We start from the raw sequence: 18,193 nt of genomic DNA on the forward strand, positions 1-18,193 counted from the left end.
AATAGCTTCCTTTTTCATTCAAATAGTTTTAAACTGCGATCTAATCCAAATAATCCGGTGGGTAGGTCGCCAAACCATATTTGTTATCAATAGTTTTTAGAAAAGCAATTCTTTCAGGAGTGGGCGGTGTAGCTGGTAAAAATTCACCAGGCTTTACAGGCATACCCACTTCTCTGAATACCTGTTCCAAACCTGCGGGAACAACAGTACAAAGCATACGGGCAAATTGATCTGAAATATTTTTAAAACAGTGGATTCCTCCATTGAAGGGAATATTAACAAATTCTCCCTTTTTAACAATTGATTTTCCGGTCTCGGTTGTAAATTCCAGTTCTCCTTCCGCCAAAAAGAACATTTCCTGAATATCAGGATGGGAATGTGGAAGCGGGCCCCCGCCCGGAGGAACAAGCATCTCAATAACTGCGTATGCATCATTATTCTGATCTCCGGAAACAATGATGCGGTAATTACCTCCGGCAATACCTAGTGTTTCGCCCTTATCATGATGAATAATTTGAATAGTATTTTTCATATTGTGATTTTTGATGACGCATTTTCCTACAAATTGAATGATGAATATAGTTTCTTTTTTGCTTACAATCAAGCCGTTGTGAAAAAAAACAATTTTTTTAAAAATTTTCATGCAAGATTTTCAAAAATGGGGGTTTATATAATTGAGTACTCGAAAATATTTTAATGTTTAATGAAAAAAATAATGTAATGAAGAAATTTACAGTACCTCAATTTTTAATGGTGTTTTTAATCGTATTGACAGGTTTTACCTTATCAGCATGTAACAACGATAACGGTCCGGATATTCCGCCGGTAAAAATGGAAGATATTAAAGGAAATTATAAAGGAAAGCTTATTACCGTACAGGGAAGTGTGAAAACAGAAAAAATACAGGCTTTCACAGCAAAAAAGATACGATTACGTTTGCAGAATTTCCGATCGGTGAAATTGTAAAAAACGTTATAAAAGATCCGGCAAAGGCAGAAACAGCTTTGAAGACAATGGGAAAAGTAAAGTATGACCTTAATTATAAAGCTACAATAAATACGGCCAGCAATGTATTGGAATTGGTATTTACTCCTAAAGTACTTGAGCTTAAGATTCCTGTAGATGGAGCAAATAAAAATACAAAGGTGACATTGGTTGCTAAGCAGAAAGGCTTTTTTGTAGGAATGGATCAATCCCTGAGATACGCTATAGTTGCAGAAAAAATTACTGTAGATGGAACAGACCTTACACCTTATGAGGCTATTAATTATAATTTTCCGTTCTGCATAAAAAACTAATTATAGATATTTCCAAAAATGGATTGCGCTTTTATAAGATGCAATCTATTTTTGCTAAAATTTAAAGATATTCAACCAGACAGGGCTTCACGATATATGGAAGAAACGAAGGAACAGATTTTAGTGCAACATCTTTTGCAAAAGAAGGAAGCTGCCTGGAAAGAGCTTTTCGGAGCCTATTCCGGAAATCTGGCCTATGTTTGTTCCCGTTACGTAGCTGAGAAAGAGGATGCCCATGATATCCTTCAGAATAGTTTTATTAAAATGTTCCGCTCCATTGAATCATTTGAGTACAGGGGAGCCGGATCTTTAAAAGCGTGGATGACACGGATTACGGTCAATGAAGCTTTGAAACACATCAAGCAGAAAGGAAGCTTCAGTTCCCATATAGAGATCAATGACCTTCCTGATATTCCCAATGAAGAAGAACCTGATTTTGAGGAGATTCCACGCGAAAATATCATGGAAATGATCAGGAAACTTCCGGAAGGATACCGGACTGTTTTTAACCTGTTTGTATTTGAGAAAAAGAGCCATAAAGAAATTGCTGTGCTTTTGGGAATTGCCGAAAATTCTTCCGCATCGCAGTTTCACCGTGCAAAAGGCCTGCTTATTCAGAAAATAAAAGATTTTAAAACGTCAAAAAAAGCACAATATGAGTAATGAATGGTTAAATAACCTGCGAAGCAGAATGAACGACCATGAAGAGGATGTTCCTGACGGGTTGTGGGATGAAATCAGCGATGAATTATTCTCCGGAAAAGAAGAGAAGGATGAAATCGCCGGATTCGCTCCTGAGGCTAATGCTGTTGAGCCAAAAGGAGACGTTAGGACGAATGGTGCGGGAAGGTCTTTATTCTATCGCATCGGAGGTGTTGCTGCAGCGATTGCGTTGCTTTTTTTGATGTTAAAAATCGGTGGGTCAGATCATGAGACTAAGGAGAAGTTTTCGCAGAAAAAGTCAGATTTAAAAAAACAGTCAGGACAAGATCTTACCTCAGGAAAAATAGAAAACAACACCATTTCAGAAGGATACACCCAACAGGAAACGGGAATTTCATTAGCTCAGAATGTGTTAAATGCCATCGTTCCTGAGAAAATGATAAAAAGCAGAAATTTCGTCAATTCCGGAGCAGAAAAGTCCGATTTGATACCTCATCTTCCTGAAATGGCGAAAACTGCCAATACTCAGGAAACAGAGCAAAAAGAAGCTCAGATTGCTGTGAACGTCCCTAAATTGAATGAGAAGATCGTTGAACCCACCCGGGAACAGAAAACAGATGAAGTTGTATTTAAAGAGGAAAGACCGGTTGAAAAATATGCTGACCTCTCCAAAAATAAAACGGTAAAATCTCATAAAGATAAGTCGTGGATGCTGAGTATGCTCACAGGCAATGCCTCAACCGGTGCTGCAGAACAACAGTTCCCGGGCTATGCTTCCATCAGCGGAAAACCTATGAATATTGAGCAGGTCTGGAGTGCATCAGTGTATGATGATAACCCTTTAACGGCCATATTACTGGCCAATCAGAGCCAGCCGGTAGAAGCGAGAATCAGGCATAAAGTACCGGTGACCTTCGGGTTGTCTCTCTACTATAACCTGGGAAAAAAATGGGGGATAGGCACAGGATTGAATTATACAAAACTATCTTCCGAACTTCACTCTGGAACTGATAACAATTATATAAAAGGAGATCAGTCGGTTCATTATCTGGGAGTTCCGATTCAGGTCAATTATAATGTAATCCGTAAGGGGAGATTTACAGGATATGTTACAGGAGGAGCACTGGTAGAAAAACCAATTGCAGGAAATATCACCACAACTTATGTGGTAGATGATGAGGTTAAAGAAACATCAAAGGAAAACTTAAGCCATAAACCCTTTCAGTTTTCCGTCAATACTGCTGTAGGACTTCAGCTGAAGATCATTGATAAACTGGGTGTCTACGCAGAGCCGGGAATAGGATATCATTTCAAAGATGAAACCGCCCCTAATACCATTTACAAGGAAAAACCCCTGCAGTTCAATATGAAATTCGGACTCAGGCTGTTGCTTGATTGAATATAAAACTTAACATCAACATTAATATTACTATGAAAACAAAATTAATTTTTTTTGTGTTTCTGCTATTCAGCATCCTGAATATGAAGGCACAATGTAACCCAACCATTACCAGCCCAAGGCTTGGGGTAAAATCTCCGGGGAAAATTTTATTCTGTGAATCGGAAGATGAAGTACTTTCTACCCAAACATTCGGTACCTACCAGTGGTATAAGCAGGAATGGACCTGGCAAACACCCAATAACAATCCTTGGGTTGCGATTCCGGGAGCGACTTCCCAACAATTAACGATCAGCGGAAACGATCAGCTGTATTACTTTAAAGTAGTAGTCTCACAAGGTGACTGTACTGCAGAAAGTCCTGCGATCATGGCTGACGGCTTTGTATATGGACTTCCTGCAATGATGACCACTCTTACTCCGGGAACCTATGAAGATCTTGGAGCGGGGGAAATCAATGTATGTGACGGAGCCTCGGTGAAATTCGATGACGTCTTTGCCGCTGTATATGGTGTGCATACCTGGTATAAATGTTTTCCGAGCAACATTCCACCAGTACCGGGAGATCCATGTATAATCAGCGGAGCGACAGGAGATTCTTTCTCAGCTACAGAATCCGGACAATATGGGTTTTATGCCTGTACAGAATATTGTCCTGACCAATGCAAATTCCTGGGAACCAATTCGTTTGTAAAATTAAACTTTGGTGAGTTTTCTTTTTGTAAAAATATGGGAACCGGTGAAACAAAATCTCAGGACAATCAGCTGAAAATATATCCTAATCCAACTGCACAATTCCTGTACATCGGAAAAGAATCCGATAAAGCATATAAAGAAGTTTCAATTATTGATATGACAGGAAAGCTTATTTTACAAAGAAAAGATCATCGATACAATCAGGCTATTGATGTAAGCCATCTGTTGCCGGGAAGCTATATTATTGTTTCTAAGAGCGCAGACGGAAAAAATGTGTACAAAAATAAATTCATAAAAAAATAAAGATTAAATAATCTTTTCGTTAGTTTCAATAATGGTTAGATCGGTACAAATTCATTTGTACCGGTTTTTTTTATCAAAGAAAGCCGGATCCGGCCATCAGCACGGATTGCTTATTAATCATCCCGTCAATAGCATGTAATGCCATTCCAGTAGCATCTGAATGAGAAATCCCTTTAGCTATAAAGCCCGGAATATACTCCTGCGTCTTTTCGCAGCAGGATGACCCTTTTAAAAAGCTATTTTTGATGAGGTCCGGCCTGGTCTTCAGACATTCCTGCTTTCCAATAGGAAACAGCATACAGAGAACGGGGATCAAAAGAGGGATCGGCTTTGAAATAATCTCTGAGGCTTTTTACAGTGGCATATTCTGCCGCCACGTAGATAAATTTTTTTTGTTCCTTTTCGGAAAATTTGAATTCTCTGGCTTTTTCTGCAAGCAGGCTTCCTTTTTCAGGCGTCTGATTATACAGCCATTCAAGATCTACATTGGCTGCAGAGCAGGAAATAATTTCATCTTCTTTTCCGAAAGTTTCCAGAAGCATTTTCACATTCACCCCTGCAGGAAGTTGTTCTGCAATAGCATTAATTACCGGTAGGGCAGTAGCGTCACCTACAAAAAGATACGATTCTGCTTCAGGAACTAAAGGCTTGGTACTTTCTTTCATGCCTATTCCTAAAAAATCACCTTCCTGTGCTCTTAACGCCCATGCTGATGCCGGACCACTGTCTCCGTGTGCAACGAAATCAATGCTCAGTTCTTTGTTTTCCAGATCTATTTTTCTGTTGGTGTAAGTTCTCACAATGTCTTGTGAATCAGGATCTGATGTGGGGATGAATATTTTATTGTTGGACCCTGATTTTACATGGGATAATAATTCTGCCTGGTAATCCTTGATATCAAATATAATACGGATGAAATGTGGCGTAATATATTCCTTGCGTTTAACGCTAAAGACAGAACGGATTTTTTTCGTTTCGGTTGAGTTCATTTTTAATTGCATTTTAAGATAAAAGTTCAAATTCAATTGCTCTACTGGAAATCAGGTTTTCTGCAGACAACAATTACTTTACAGGCATGGTCATTTCTGATAGAAAAGATTATTGATTTTTGATGAAGCAAAGTTGGGCATGTTAGCTATGTAAAACTTTGACCTAGGTCAAAAAAGCAATGTAAATCTTAATTTTTTATTCCAATGTTTCAATTTCATGATAGACGGTAGTAGCCCAAAAATCAAGTTCCCATTCCTTTTTACGGATGATTTCAAGAGAATATTCTCCTTTATAATAGTTTTTGATAAGCTCGGTACGCTGGAAATCGATGAGTTCAAGTTCAATTTTGAAATACGTTTTTCTCCATTCGATCCTGTCTCTCGCGGGCGCTATTGTTTTGTGGGAAAGCTGAAGTTCTTCTTTTGTAAGTTTTTTAATCATTCCTGCCACAATATTCTCCGTCATTGAATTCTTATAATTCATATTCTCCAGGAATGAGAGAGATTGGTTGATCAGTAATACATTCAGTTCTTTTTCTGTTTTTTCAGCCTGTTCGGCAGGCCTGATTAACTGGATCAGTTTAGGTAATGTCAAACCCTGAATCAGTAAAGTAAAAATAATGACCACAAAAGTGATGAAGAGAATTGTACTTCGTTGAGGTACCGGAACCCCATTATTATCATACAATGGCATTGCCAGGGCTGCGGCCAGCGATACCACTCCTCTCATTCCGGACCAGGATAAGATGATATATTCTTTTTTGCCTGTGAAAAGAATCCTGTACCTTTTTCTGATTGCTGAGAAGAGAACAGTGGAAAAGTAAAAATGACAAAGAGTCTGATAACAATTAAAACGCCGAAAATAAGTAGACCATAAAGAATTAGAACAGGCAGATCCTCGTAGGGAATATCTGTAATTATCTGAGGAAGTTGCATTCCGAGAATCAGAAATACCAACCCGTTCAGGACAAACACAATAACGTCCCAGAAATGACTCATTTGTATTCTGCTGTTGGAGCTGAAGAGAGAAAACGAATTCCATGAAAGAAACATCCCCAATATGACAACTGCCAGGACACCGGAGCATTCAAGATGTTCTGCCATACTATAGGTTGCAAATGGTAATAGGACCATAACGAAAGTTTCTACATTACTGTTTCCGTACAGGAATTTATGTAATTTAAGAAAAGTATAGCCGACAATCAGCCCAATGATAATTCCGCCTGTACTGATGGTGATGAATTGAAATCCTGCTTTTGAAAAGGAGAAAACGTCGCTAACGATTGCAATCAGTGCACATTTGTAAGCTATAAGGGCAGATGCATCATTTAAAAGACTTTCTCCTTCCAGAATGGTAACCAGTTTTTTAGGAAGCGGAAGTCCTTTGGTAATACTGGTTGCCGCTACAGCATCCGGAGGTGAGATAATGGCCCCTAATATAAATGCCAAAGGCCATGAAAATCCTGGGATCATGCTGTGTGCAATACATGCAATAATGGTTGTAGTCAAAAATACCAGCCCCACTGCTAGAAGGGATATCTTTGAAAGCTCTTTTTTGAATTCAGGGATAGATGTATTCCAGGCAGCATCAAATAAAATGGGTGGTAAAACCACATAAAAAATCATTTCCGGGCTCATATCAATTGAAGGAACCAGCCTTGTAAGACTTAAGATAAGTCCGGTTACCAAAAGCAAAATTGGTAATGCGAGCCTGAGCTTCTCTTTTACTGAAATGATAACAATCAGTATAATGGAAATCCATATTATTTTTTCAAGTTCTGCCATGCTATTTTATTAATGCGGCAAAATTATGGAGTGAAAAAAAGCGAAACTTTGATTTAGATCAAAAACGAAGGAGAATCACTTTTATCTAAATGATCTCTGATTGAATCGTATACTAATTTTGCTGATATAATTTAAAATATGACTTGTTTTTTAGAATAAAGTTAATGTAAATCAAATGTTTGTAAAATATTATATTAATTACATTTACTTTCAAAAACACACCCATGCTGATCAAAATTTACGGAAGCGCCATTCACGGAGTGGCTGCACAAACGATAACAATTGAGGTTAATGTAGATACCGGAGGAGTAGGGTATCATCTGGTAGGATTACCTGATAATGCCATCAAGGAAAGCAGCTACAGGATTTCTGCCGCACTGAAAAATGTCGGCTACAAAATTCCCGGAAAGAAAATTACCATTAATATGGCGCCTGCAGATCTCAGAAAAGAAGGGTCTGCCTATGATTTGAGTATTGCTATTGGAATTTTAGCAGCTTCAGATCAGATCTTAGCGGATGAAATTCAGAATTATATCATTATGGGAGAGCTTTCGCTGGACGGAAGCCTGCAGCCTATCAAAGGAGTTCTGCCCATTGCAATACAGGCAAAGGAAGAAGGGTTCAGAGGAATAATACTTCCCATTCAAAATGCCAGAGAAGCTGCTATTGTCAGTGATCTGGACGTATACGGAGTTGAAAATATTAAACAGGTTATTGAATTTTTTAATGAAGGAAAGGCTATTGATAAAATTATATTGGATACTCAAAAGGAATTTCATGAAAGAATTAATGATTTTCCGTTTGATTTTTCAGAAGTGAAGGGGCAGGAAGCAGCCAAAAGGGCAATGGAGGTAGCCGCAGCAGGCGGTCACAATATCATTTTGATCGGCCCTCCCGGAAGTGGAAAAACAATGCTCGCCAAAAGAGTTCCCGGTATTTTGCCTCCACTGACTTTGAAAGAAGCGCTGGAGACCACAAAGATCCATTCTGTGGCAGGAAAAATAGGAACAGAATCTTCTTTGATGACCGTTCGTCCCTTTAGATCACCTCATCATACGATTTCTGATGTCGCACTGGTTGGTGGATGTGTCAATTCCAAAAGGAAATGCAAAAAAACAAGAGTTAGTGCAAAAATAATAGAAGTTGATGCGAATTAATATTTAATTTATACAAAAGTTTTTTCACATAATAATTTTTAATTTATATAAAAAAGGGTTCCCGTAATTCGGCAAATCTTTTTTTTGTATTTTAAACAAAAAAATAATAACCAAAAAATTGTGCAAAATTATTGTACAAGAATGAAAATTATGTATATCGAAAAACAATCATTAGATGATATTATTCATGATTTACTTAATAAAATAAGGGAACAAGGAATTAATCAAAAAAATAGCAAAGGTCAGAATAAAGAAATATTAGGTGTCTATATAAAATTAACAAATCCCCTAAATAGGATTAGTACATCCTTTGCAAAAAGCGTATTTGTAAGTCCGATAGGAGAATTTTTATGGTATATGTCTGGATCTAATAATCTGGATTTTATAATGTACTATATTAAAAAATATGTTGATTTCTCTAATGATGGTAAAATTTTAAATGGGGCCTATGGAGCGAGACTTTTTAGTAAGGTGGATTCTGTTTCTACTCAAATAGATACTGTTGTTGAGTTGCTTAAAAGAAAAGAAAATACAAGACAGGCAGTAATTCAAATCTTTGATAAAAATGATTTACTTGATAAAGATAATTTAGATATTCCATGTACATGTACATTGCAATTTTTTATCAGAGATAATAAACTTATATTATTTGTGACAATGCGATCAAATGATGTTTTTGTTGGGTTACCTCATGATATCTTTTGCTTTACAATGCTTCAGGAGATTATAGCAAAGGAACTAAAGAAAGAAATCGGCTCTTATAATCATTTCATAAGTAGTTGCCATTATTATATGGCAGACGATAAAGACGTTGATCTGTATTTAAGTGAAGGATTACAAACTTCAAAAACTCAAATGGAGCCGATGCCTAATGACACTTCTCTACTCACGATGAAAACAGTTTTAGAGTATGAAAATAAAATAAGAAATTTGCAGGAATTTGATATTGAAGAAAGTGGATTAAATCCATACTGGAAAGATTTACTTTATATATTACTGATATTCTCCCTTAGAAAAACTAATAAGAAAAAAGCATTTCAAGATAAAGTCAAAAATTTATTACATTTAATAAGTAACGAAAATTATAAGATATATATAAAAGAAAAGTTTAATGTTTGATAAGATAAAAGAACTTCTAGAAACAGTTGAGGATTCATCATCGGAGCTAATAATAAAAGATTATGTTCCAATCTTATATTTTGGAAATATAATGAACTCTAGAATTGCTACAATAGGATTAAACCCAAGTGATAAAGAATACTATGATTCTAACGGATATTCATATAATAGATTTGTCAATAAAGATGATTTAAAGATAAATTCTTGGTCAGAAGTGTCTCATAGTGAAATTCTAGAAATTCAAACAAGCTTTGATTATTATTTTAATCGTAATCCCTATAAAAATTGGTTTAATAGGTTAGATGTTCTATTTTCGGATGTAGAGTTTTCATATTATTTCCCATATAATAACACTGTTCATTTGGATATTATTCCTGTTGCTACAAAAGATAAATGGGGTAATCTTTCTTTGGTTGAAAGAGATTTTTTGATTGCAGAATTTGGTAATTATTTAAAATATCTAATTACTGAATCAAATATTGAGATTTGTATTTTAAATGGTCAAAGTGTTGTAGATAATTTTCAAAAAGTTTTTAAACAAGAACTTTTTAAAAAGCATATTTCGGAATGGGATATTTTAACAAAAAGAACAACGGTCAAAGGAAATAGTTATAAAGCTACCCTAATAAAAGGAGATAAAAAAATATTGATTTTAGGTTTTAATCATAATATTCAAAGTTCTTTTGGAGTTAGCAAGGATATTGTGATTTCAATAAAAGAATGGTTGCAAAAAGAAATAAATAATTTTTATGAAGAATCAAGAGATTTATACAGATATCAAAACTAGATTAGACCTATATCGGGAGAGTGTTGATCTCCCAGGGCTTCGTAATGCTGCTGTTGAAGATAGTTTTATAAGACAGTTTATAGACAGTCATAAAAGGATCAAATTTATAGAAAAACTAAAAACTAGAGTGTTAAATGATGAAAGAAAAAATCCAAATTCTGATTTATATGATCCAATCAGGGCTTCTATATTATATTTAAATGAAGGAAATATTAATGAAGCGGTTTGGAATATTTTTTTGTATGTACACTTTGGGAAAAATATTAAATCTAATTATGAATTGATTAAAGCTGTTTATGGAAAATTGGGAGATCCTGTTGTATGGAGTTGGGATCAAATAACAAATAATCCAGTGGCCTTTAGGACTTGGTTAGGAGATAATATTACTGATATTAAAAGAAGAGGAAATTTTGGGAATCACCGCAAGTATCAATCGTTAAAAATAAATACTCATAGTGGAACATATCAAACTTTTATGTCTTTTTTTGAACTCGTTAATAATGATTTTGGCGCATTTATTTCTACTATTCCTGCTACTATAAAGGCAGACAAAAACGCATTTTTTGATTACTTATATAAATATTTCAACTCTATTAGAGGATTTGGTAGACTTGCTGTCTTCGATTTTTTATGCATGGTGGGGAAAGTTGGAATTTTAGAAATCGAACCAAATAATCCATATTTAGGTAATGGTGGACCTATAGCTGGAACAAAATTATTGTTTGACTCTCCTGCTAAAACTAGAGAGTTAAATGATTTTCTGAAAGATATTGGCAATGCTGCTTTTGATGATTACCCTTTTATTATGCAGATTTTGGAGGATTGTGTTTGTAATTGGCAAAAATCTCCTATGATGTATAAATTATTTAGAGGCTAGTGAAGTGATAGCACTTTTAAATGAAGTATTAATTTCTTCTCGAGAGAACCATCTTTTATAACCATTCATGTAGGAAGGTTTTATGTATTTTTTATTTTGTAGCTGTCCAACAACTATACCTGGAGAAACATTTGCTTCCATGGCAAAAGCTAATAGCCTCCTTTGATTGCTATTTAAAGAAGAGAGTTTATCTTTTAAGGGGTAGGGAATTAAAACTTCCTCAGCAAATAAATTAGCTTCTTGCTCTTGAAGTAAAAATTTTTCATTTATTTCAGTAATATTATCATCTTCAAAGTTTAAAAACTTTTTCTCATGCAAAATAATATGACCCGCTTCATGAAAAAATGTAAACCAAAATTGATCATCTGATAAATACCTAAAACTTAATATCATTATAGGGTTACCTTCCGATGAAAATTTAGTAACACCATATACCTTACAATTTTTAGGGGCTTTTTGTATAGATAGCTTAACACCACAATCATGGCAGATTTCTACTAATTTAGGGATAAATATTTTTGGTGAATTTTTTCTAGTTAAATTTTTAATTTCATTTTGTAATTTACTTTCAAACTCTTCTCTACTATATGGAGGGTATTTTATATTTTCTATATGTAATTCTCCCATTCGAAGCCAAGAAATCACAGAACCCTTTTTAGAATCAAACCCTTCAGACTTCCTAAAAGATAAGTTACTATTTTTTAAGTACTTTATTTTCCAATCAAATATATTCTCAACATCAAAAAACTTTAGACATTTTTCATATAAATTAGTTTTTGAATCAATAAACCCTTCTTGCATTAATTCTTGAATGGGTAAACTGTTAATCCAATCTTCCTTTTCAATTGAATCTAAATTTTTAACTCTTTCATCATAAATCAATTGTTTATTAATCCAAAAAGATTGAGAGTTATTAAATAGCAGAGATAATATATAAGCTATTTTTTCATCTATATAAATCTTTCCATTTAACAAGTCATCTAGCTGAATCTTATCCTTTTTCAATGTCTCATCCAGCAGATCTTTATCCATATTATTATATGTGATAATATCTTTTATTGTGCTGTATGGGCTTGAAACCCAATTAGGATTAAAGGTCATAAATTTATATTTATTAGTTTTACTCTAGATACTTTTTTATAAGTATGGTAGTCAATTAAAAGTTTATTATTTTGAGGAATTTCAAATGTCATAAATTGATCATCTCCATGTGTAAAATAATAAGTAATGACTACTTGTTTATCTGTTACCGTATTTATAACAAATCTACCGATTTTAATATCCTCAATACATGAGGCTGCTTCTAAATCTGAAAATCTGTCTAATAATATAGGAGCTTTTTCAGCTCCATATTGTTCATACGCGAGTTCATAATCTTCACAAACGCCTCTTACCAAATCATTATCAAAAGTAATTCTCACGCCAAATTTAAAATAAAGTTTTTAATTCTAATTTTACTAAAATTAAAAAAAATATGTTAAATAATAGCTTAAATTTTTTAATAATTTAGATTTACTTTATTTTTTTGTAAAATCTAATTTAAATATGAATTTTTCTTATAAAGCTTCTCAATAGTAGATAGTAATTGAAAATCTTATTTCGAATTTATAGTCTAGAGTATATTCTTCAGAGATAATATAATTTTTACTTGGAAAAGAAATAGAATTTAAGTTTTGACCTATTTTAGGGGTGGCTTAGGACCTGTGGATTCCTATATATAAGATTCTGATAAGAAAGAAAAACCGATTGCTAACACTTAAGATAATTTAAACAAAAATTCGTAGCTAATTTAAAATTTTTTCCCGTTTTCTTTCATTCTTTCTTCCCTAGTATGGTCTTGTCGTTGGGCATTATATTCTAGTTTTTCTATTATGGCACCACCAATATCATATCCCCACCTTCCACAATAATCCATTATGCGAATAATTGCATCAGCCATTTCAACTTCTGGCATAGGTCTGTTCGGTAAATGGTTGTCCATTAAACTTTTTCTTTCACCTTCTAAGGCTTCCGAAATTTCAGAATGTATTAACGAAATCATTTCTCCTTTATTTTTATTCAAAAGATTTCCTGATGCATCTGTATGCCAGCCATTTTTAAATGATTCGTTAAAACATAAATCACGTAATTGATTAATAGCCATCTCTAAATCTTTCATTTTAATAGTACTTAATTTCTAGTATCAAATATACACCTTCCGTTTAAAATATTCTCTAGCCTGTTAATAATAATATTTGATTTGTTTTTTATAATAAATTATGTTACATAGGGGTGTTTTAAGATTTTAGAAACTCTTATTGAGTCTTCATACTAAAAAATACTTTCATATTTTGCTACAATTTTTTAGAATAATTAGAATATATATGGAGATGGTAAAGAATCCATATAATTAAAATACTACATATTGAATTTTTAATCTTTTCGTGTTATAGTTTTTGAAGGAATGTATAATGATTTTTTTTTAATTATGCAAATAGTGAAAGTTGATAACTTTTTTTGTGTATTTGATACATGGCTAATTATTATATATAAAGGGATTTTGTATTTCCAACTGCAAAAATTGATTAATTAGGTTGTTATTTTGAACTAAAAAAGTTTGTCTCAACAAAACAACAAAACAAATTTTGTGTATATTTGTTACATCAAAATGATGTTTCAATTTGAAACCTTAAACTGATAAAAAGAAAAAACCTCCTACTAAGAGGAGGATTTTTACTAGAACAGTTCTTATTTTTTCTTTTTAAAAAGAGGTCGAATCGCTTTGAAAAGCTCAATAAGAATTACTAAGAGTTCTAGAAACCTATAAAAAGATTCCATTATGGAAAATTGATAAACCCGAGATTGCCCTTTCGGGTTTATTTATTTCTATCAAAGGTAAAAAACCAATTTCAATTCTTAAAATTTATATTGTCAAAAGTTTTCCACATTGATAGGGAATGCCTTTCATTAGAGGTATTGTTTCAGATAAGTGTTAGATAGTACTACCAAATTACTTTTTGGGTTAAACGGGCTTTTGTATTATATTATATAATAGTATTTTATGATTAAACAGCAGTAGGGGTGTGATTTTTTTTGATAGAAATTATATGCGATTAAATTGAGAATTTTCAGTCTATTGATTTTTAAATTTCTTATGTTAGTAATTATTTTTTTCTCGATCTATTCTATAAAAAGTTGTTTTACTAATACCGGCCTGTTTACAAGCTTTATCAACAGGAATACCCTTACTATCATATAGATGCTTGGCAAATTGATATTTTTCAATACTTCCTTGGCTAGCCCCCTTGGGTCTACCTAAAAGCTTTTTCCTTTTTCTTGCTCCTTCTAATCCTGATTTGGTTCTTTCACTTATAAGATTTCTTTCAAATTCTGCAACAGCACCAAAAATTTGAATGATAAACTTTCCATTGGCCGAAGTGGTGTCAAAAGCGGGTTCAGTTAGGCTCTTGAAGAGCACACCTTTTTTATTAAACTTTTCAATTAATTCGATCATGTTTTTGAGAGATCGAAAGATTCGGTCTGTTTTATAAACCAATATAATATCACCCTTTCGTAAATATGATAACATTTCATTTAGCCCCTCTCTATCTTCTCGAACACCACTAGCAATATCAGTAAATATTCTTTCACATCCATTTTCTTTTAATAATTCAGTTTGGACTGAGAGCTGTTGTCCAGGCGTCGAGATTCGTGCGTAGCCTACTGTCATAAATTTAGTTTTAAAAAAGGGTTATTTACAAAACTATTAAATAAAACGGTAAATGGTACTGAATTTAGCTTTGATATTTGCTTTCTCATTTAGTTCCATAAAACGAACGTTTTTTGAGATTATTATTTCTATATTTCATCTAGTAGTTTGGGGTTTCTAGTAAGGAATACCTTCGTAATTGTATCAGAATCAAAGGTGTCACAATTATCTCTTAAATTTTCATCAAAAATTAAATTAAGTTTTGTAGTCTTTCCTTTAGTTGTTTCATTAGAAGATAAATCTAGTCTTTCATAATTCTTTGCCACTCCTTCTGGTTGTGTGTCTGTGAAAATTAATGGCGGACAAAGGGGGTAGGTCAATTCTTCTCCTTGAACTAGTACTTTGTCATCTTTATAATAAGGTAAATAAAATTGGATATATGAGTCTTGGTAATATAGTTTAATCCAATGAGAGGGTAATTTGCTCCCGATGTTTCTTTTTTTGAAAAGTAGAGTATAAGGAATTGGTACATTTAAACCTGATAGGCCTCTATGAATTTGTTTTGCATGTTGTGTAAAATATTGCTCATTTTTATTTTTCATGAGAAAATCAAAACAGAGTTTATATTTAGGTACTTCATTGTCAGGAATTATAGTTAATGCAATCTTCATTAAACACTTAAAAATATTAATAGGTATATATGGATTATGCACAATATTAAATTCAATGATTCCATTATCTATTTTTTGAATTTTGTCCTGTTTATTTGATTCTATTTCAAGGCCTTCAAGACCTTTAAAGTTGGATTTTTTTGCTACAATGTTACCATCGTATGATTTAAATGTTGGGGGAGTTTGTTTTCCTAAAGCATTAATACTTCTATTTAGTCCTAAAAAATTAGCCATATCACTTTCGTAGACTGAGAAATGGTTGTTACATTTATCACATTCATAATCTGATATTCCAGAATTGTTTCCAAATAATCTTGAAATTATGTGAGGTTTGCTTTTAAAGGTGGTCTGATCAGATTTTTTACCACAGAATCGGCAGATTCTCTCTGATATTTTTTTTTTTTGAAGGCTTTTTATTATCTATAGGAGGGATGTAAATATTTATTAATTGATATTCTTCGTTAAAAGCTTTTAGATGTTCAATGTTTTCATGGTAAGTATGTAGTCTCATGGTGCTTATTTAATTTTCATCTTTTTTGTGATTTAAACAAAAAGGGAATCTATAAGATTCCCTTTTATATTAATGTTTTTTTAAACTATTTTCTAGAACGACTTTAGGAGAAACAATTGGAATAAGAACATTTTTCCAATATGTATTATGTAACCTTTCAAAAATAATTCCCCTAGCAGTTGATATGCTAACTCCTACAAGAGGAACTGCGACTTGAGCTGACAGTATATGAATTTCTTTTTTAACTTCATGGTAATCTTTTAGATCTTGAATTTTATAATAAAATTCAAAGTTAAATTCAGCAAAATCATCATTGTCATCGTTTCTCTCTAAAATTATATCTAATAATATTCTCAGATCATTGGCTTCGTCACTGTATTCAACAGAAGTATTAAAGCCAACTTGCATTTCACATTTCCCCAATTCAAAAGCATGTGTAATTTGTACATTACTTTCAATATTTATTTCATATAATTCTGCTTTTTGAGGATCGAAGACTTTCTTTTCCTTTAATTTCATTATATAACATCTTGACAAAGTTCACAAAAATTTTCATCCTCAGAATCATCTAAGGGAATTTGAACAGGTCTAAATTCCTTATCTGTGATTGTAGGGTTTTTATGAACAGTTAGATATACAATTTTAGTCTTAGCTTTGGAACTATCATCAACAATTGAAAGGATATCCTCTTTAAGAGCAACTTCCATTTTTACAATTGTTTTGATATTAATATTATGTCTACCACTTAGAAGTTTGGATATTTCTGATGGTTTTTTACCTAAAATATCAGCAAATTCAACCCTAGACATATTTTTATCTTTTAGAATTTTTATAATTCTATTTGATATTGCAACATTTCGGGCAACAAGTTTTTCTATCTCTTTATCGCCGAATTCTTGTAACCAATTGTCAATTAGGTTAGTCTTACTATTTTTCAATGTATTCATATTTCAAAAATAAGATCTTCCGCAAATTCAATATCTGTAAACTCTTTGTTCCATGATATTTCTTTACTTAAAAATAGATCATCTAAACAGGAAACCAATTTATTAGCAATGTCAAAATGAGTACTAACATTTGGGCATTCCTGAGCTTTTTTGGTAGTTTTTATTCCGCCATTGAATAAAAAAACTACGCGCTCATTCACAGGAAAACAATATAGTCGTAGATCGTTTATATCATTCTTCCCCTTACTCATGAATACAGGCTTTCTATCTTTTCCTTTTGGTGGTAATGCACTAGCCTTTTTTTCATGTCTAAAATCATCAATCAGAGCACCTCTATTCTCTCCTATTTCTTTCATCCAAGCGAGAATGTGTGTTAATTTTTTTCTATTATCAGTTTGATTTCTATTTAAAAAGTCTTCAAATAATGATTCAGTTTCAACTTCTAGAATCTCTTCTTCCTTTGAATCGGTTAAAATAACCGAGTAATAAACGACTTTTTTATAGGTGGCAACTGATTTAATTCTTGCAAAGGTACTCATTAGATAACTAAATTACAAATAAAATTTAACTTTTAAGTTAATTTTAGCAAATATAGTAATTAAAAAGTTAAATTTTAAAATTAACGATATTGTTATTTTTAAAATTTATTTGTATGCCTAATTTGTTTTAAACTAGTTACTTCCCTTGCTTTCTTTTTACAAAAGTATACCACATAGGCGTCAAAAGTTGACGCATTAAATAATTTATAAATATTTAGCGATATTTCTAGAAATCGTCTTTAAATTTTTTATAATGCTCATTATTTTTCCAGTATGAGAAACATTCGGCAATGCGATCAATTTCAAAATTTTTATCTGCTTTTAAATCCACCCAGTTTCTGTGATAAAGACTTTCACATAGTTTAAAAAAACCATCACCTTGTTCTCTATTTTTTGATTTATGAACAATTAAAGAACTTAAAAGGGGTCTATTACGTTGGTATTCATAGATGGAGATTTCACCTAACCAGTTACCTATTAGATCTCGATCATATGATGATTCAAAATTCAAATTTAGTTGCAGCTGATTATTTAATTGTGAATATGACCAAGTTTGCTTAAGCCTAGCTAATTCTATCAATTGCTTTCTTATCTCATCAATCATAATTTTTAATCTTTTAATATTATTATTATCCTATTATGTGATTTAAATTCTAGATATAGCCACTATATTCTTTATTTAACCCAAACTTTTCCTACTTTCTCTAAGTAAGAGTTAAAATTAATTATAAATAATAAAAACCAAAAAAAAATGATAACTTAACA

At 32.6% G+C, this 18,193-nt stretch carries 17 protein-coding genes and 3 pseudogenes; 8 read left to right on the top strand and 12 right to left on the bottom strand.

The window, feature by feature from the left end; all coding sequences use genetic code 11:
• Positions 1 to 40: 40 nt before the first annotated feature.
• Positions 41 to 532 (bottom strand): cupin domain-containing protein, encoded by a 492-nt coding sequence (locus H3Z85_07895; GenBank protein QPQ53264.1) that lies wholly within the window; start codon positions 530 to 532, stop codon positions 41 to 43.
• 188 nt (positions 533 to 720) lie between these two features.
• Here H3Z85_07895 and H3Z85_07900 point away from each other — a divergent pair.
• From H3Z85_07900 to H3Z85_07915, 4 genes and pseudogenes are all read left to right on the top strand, one after another.
• A pseudogene (locus H3Z85_07900) lies at positions 721 to 1,298 on the top strand (DUF4840 domain-containing protein).
• 96 nt (positions 1,299 to 1,394) lie between these two features.
• On the top strand, positions 1,395 to 1,961 hold the full coding sequence (locus H3Z85_07905) for a sigma-70 family RNA polymerase sigma factor (protein ID QPQ53265.1): 567 nt from the start codon (positions 1,395 to 1,397) through the stop codon (positions 1,959 to 1,961).
• Positions 1,954 to 3,360 carry a PorT family protein gene (locus tag H3Z85_07910; GenBank protein ID QPQ53266.1) on the top strand — a complete coding sequence of 469 codons (1,407 nt, stop codon included), beginning with the start codon at positions 1,954 to 1,956 and terminating at the stop codon, positions 3,358 to 3,360. The genes H3Z85_07905 and H3Z85_07910 overlap by 8 nt, the downstream gene beginning before the upstream one ends.
• A gap of 32 nt (positions 3,361 to 3,392) precedes the next feature.
• A complete protein-coding gene (locus H3Z85_07915; protein QPQ53267.1) occupies positions 3,393 to 4,358 on the top strand; it encodes a T9SS type A sorting domain-containing protein in 966 nt (321 codons plus the stop codon).
• Between the two features lie 236 nt (positions 4,359 to 4,594).
• On the opposite strand, the gene H3Z85_07920 is transcribed toward H3Z85_07915, so the two are convergent.
• Together H3Z85_07920 and H3Z85_07925 are read right to left on the bottom strand one after the other, a co-directional pair.
• A complete protein-coding gene (locus H3Z85_07920; protein QPQ53268.1) occupies positions 4,595 to 5,347 on the bottom strand; it encodes a siderophore-interacting protein in 753 nt (250 codons plus the stop codon).
• A 196-nt stretch (positions 5,348 to 5,543) separates the two neighbouring features.
• Positions 5,544 to 7,132, bottom strand: a pseudogene (locus H3Z85_07925) (Na+/H+ antiporter).
• 224 nt (positions 7,133 to 7,356) lie between these two features.
• Here H3Z85_07925 and H3Z85_07930 point away from each other — a divergent pair.
• The 4 genes and pseudogenes from H3Z85_07930 to H3Z85_07945 all read left to right on the top strand — a co-directional run bounded on the left by H3Z85_07930 (position 7,357) and on the right by H3Z85_07945 (position 11,072).
• Positions 7,357 to 8,217, top strand: a pseudogene (locus H3Z85_07930) (ATP-binding protein).
• A gap of 222 nt (positions 8,218 to 8,439) precedes the next feature.
• Complete coding sequence (locus tag H3Z85_07935; protein ID QPQ53269.1) at positions 8,440 to 9,408, top strand: thymidylate synthase; 969 nt, start codon at positions 8,440 to 8,442, stop codon at positions 9,406 to 9,408.
• Complete coding sequence (locus tag H3Z85_07940) at positions 9,401 to 10,195, top strand: hypothetical protein (GenBank protein QPQ53270.1); 795 nt, start codon at positions 9,401 to 9,403, stop codon at positions 10,193 to 10,195. Before H3Z85_07935 ends, H3Z85_07940 begins: the two co-directional genes overlap by 8 nt.
• Positions 10,158 to 11,072, top strand: coding sequence for a hypothetical protein (locus tag H3Z85_07945; GenBank protein QPQ53271.1), 915 nt, complete (start codon positions 10,158 to 10,160; stop codon positions 11,070 to 11,072). Before H3Z85_07940 ends, H3Z85_07945 begins: the two co-directional genes overlap by 38 nt.
• Here the strand turns inward: H3Z85_07945 and H3Z85_07950 are convergent.
• The 9 genes from H3Z85_07950 to H3Z85_07990 form a co-directional block, all read right to left on the bottom strand.
• Positions 11,058 to 12,173 carry an ImmA/IrrE family metallo-endopeptidase gene (locus H3Z85_07950; GenBank protein QPQ53272.1) on the bottom strand — a complete coding sequence of 372 codons (1,116 nt, stop codon included), beginning with the start codon at positions 12,171 to 12,173 and terminating at the stop codon, positions 11,058 to 11,060. The two genes, H3Z85_07945 and H3Z85_07950, sit on opposite strands and share 15 nt — an antisense overlap.
• A complete protein-coding gene (locus H3Z85_07955; GenBank protein ID QPQ53273.1) occupies positions 12,170 to 12,493 on the bottom strand; it encodes a hypothetical protein in 324 nt (107 codons plus the stop codon). Before H3Z85_07955 ends, H3Z85_07950 begins: the two co-directional genes overlap by 4 nt.
• Positions 12,494 to 12,861: 368 nt before the next feature.
• Complete coding sequence (locus tag H3Z85_07960; GenBank protein QPQ53853.1) at positions 12,862 to 13,215, bottom strand: hypothetical protein; 354 nt, start codon at positions 13,213 to 13,215, stop codon at positions 12,862 to 12,864.
• A gap of 993 nt (positions 13,216 to 14,208) precedes the next feature.
• Positions 14,209 to 14,781 carry a recombinase family protein gene (locus tag H3Z85_07965; GenBank protein ID QPQ53274.1) on the bottom strand — a complete coding sequence of 191 codons (573 nt, stop codon included), beginning with the start codon at positions 14,779 to 14,781 and terminating at the stop codon, positions 14,209 to 14,211.
• Positions 14,782 to 14,909: 128 nt separating this feature from the next.
• Positions 14,910 to 15,851 (bottom strand): hypothetical protein, encoded by a 942-nt coding sequence (locus H3Z85_07970; GenBank protein ID QPQ53854.1) that lies wholly within the window; start codon positions 15,849 to 15,851, stop codon positions 14,910 to 14,912.
• Between the two features lie 160 nt (positions 15,852 to 16,011).
• On the bottom strand, positions 16,012 to 16,461 hold the full coding sequence (locus tag H3Z85_07975) for a hypothetical protein (GenBank protein ID QPQ53275.1): 450 nt from the start codon (positions 16,459 to 16,461) through the stop codon (positions 16,012 to 16,014).
• Positions 16,461 to 16,889: a helix-turn-helix transcriptional regulator gene (locus tag H3Z85_07980; protein ID QPQ53276.1), complete on the bottom strand. Its 429-nt coding sequence runs from the start codon at positions 16,887 to 16,889 to the stop codon at positions 16,461 to 16,463. Before H3Z85_07980 ends, H3Z85_07975 begins: the two co-directional genes overlap by 1 nt.
• A complete protein-coding gene (locus tag H3Z85_07985; protein ID QPQ53277.1) occupies positions 16,886 to 17,428 on the bottom strand; it encodes a hypothetical protein in 543 nt (180 codons plus the stop codon). Before H3Z85_07985 ends, H3Z85_07980 begins: the two co-directional genes overlap by 4 nt.
• Positions 17,429 to 17,654: 226 nt before the next feature.
• Positions 17,655 to 18,032 carry a hypothetical protein gene (locus H3Z85_07990; protein QPQ53278.1) on the bottom strand — a complete coding sequence of 126 codons (378 nt, stop codon included), beginning with the start codon at positions 18,030 to 18,032 and terminating at the stop codon, positions 17,655 to 17,657.
• Positions 18,033 to 18,193: the final 161 nt, after the last annotated feature.

Origin of the sequence: Chryseobacterium indologenes (assembly GCA_016025055.1) — a bacterium.
Lineage (GTDB): Bacteria > Bacteroidota > Bacteroidia > Flavobacteriales > Weeksellaceae > Chryseobacterium > Chryseobacterium indologenes.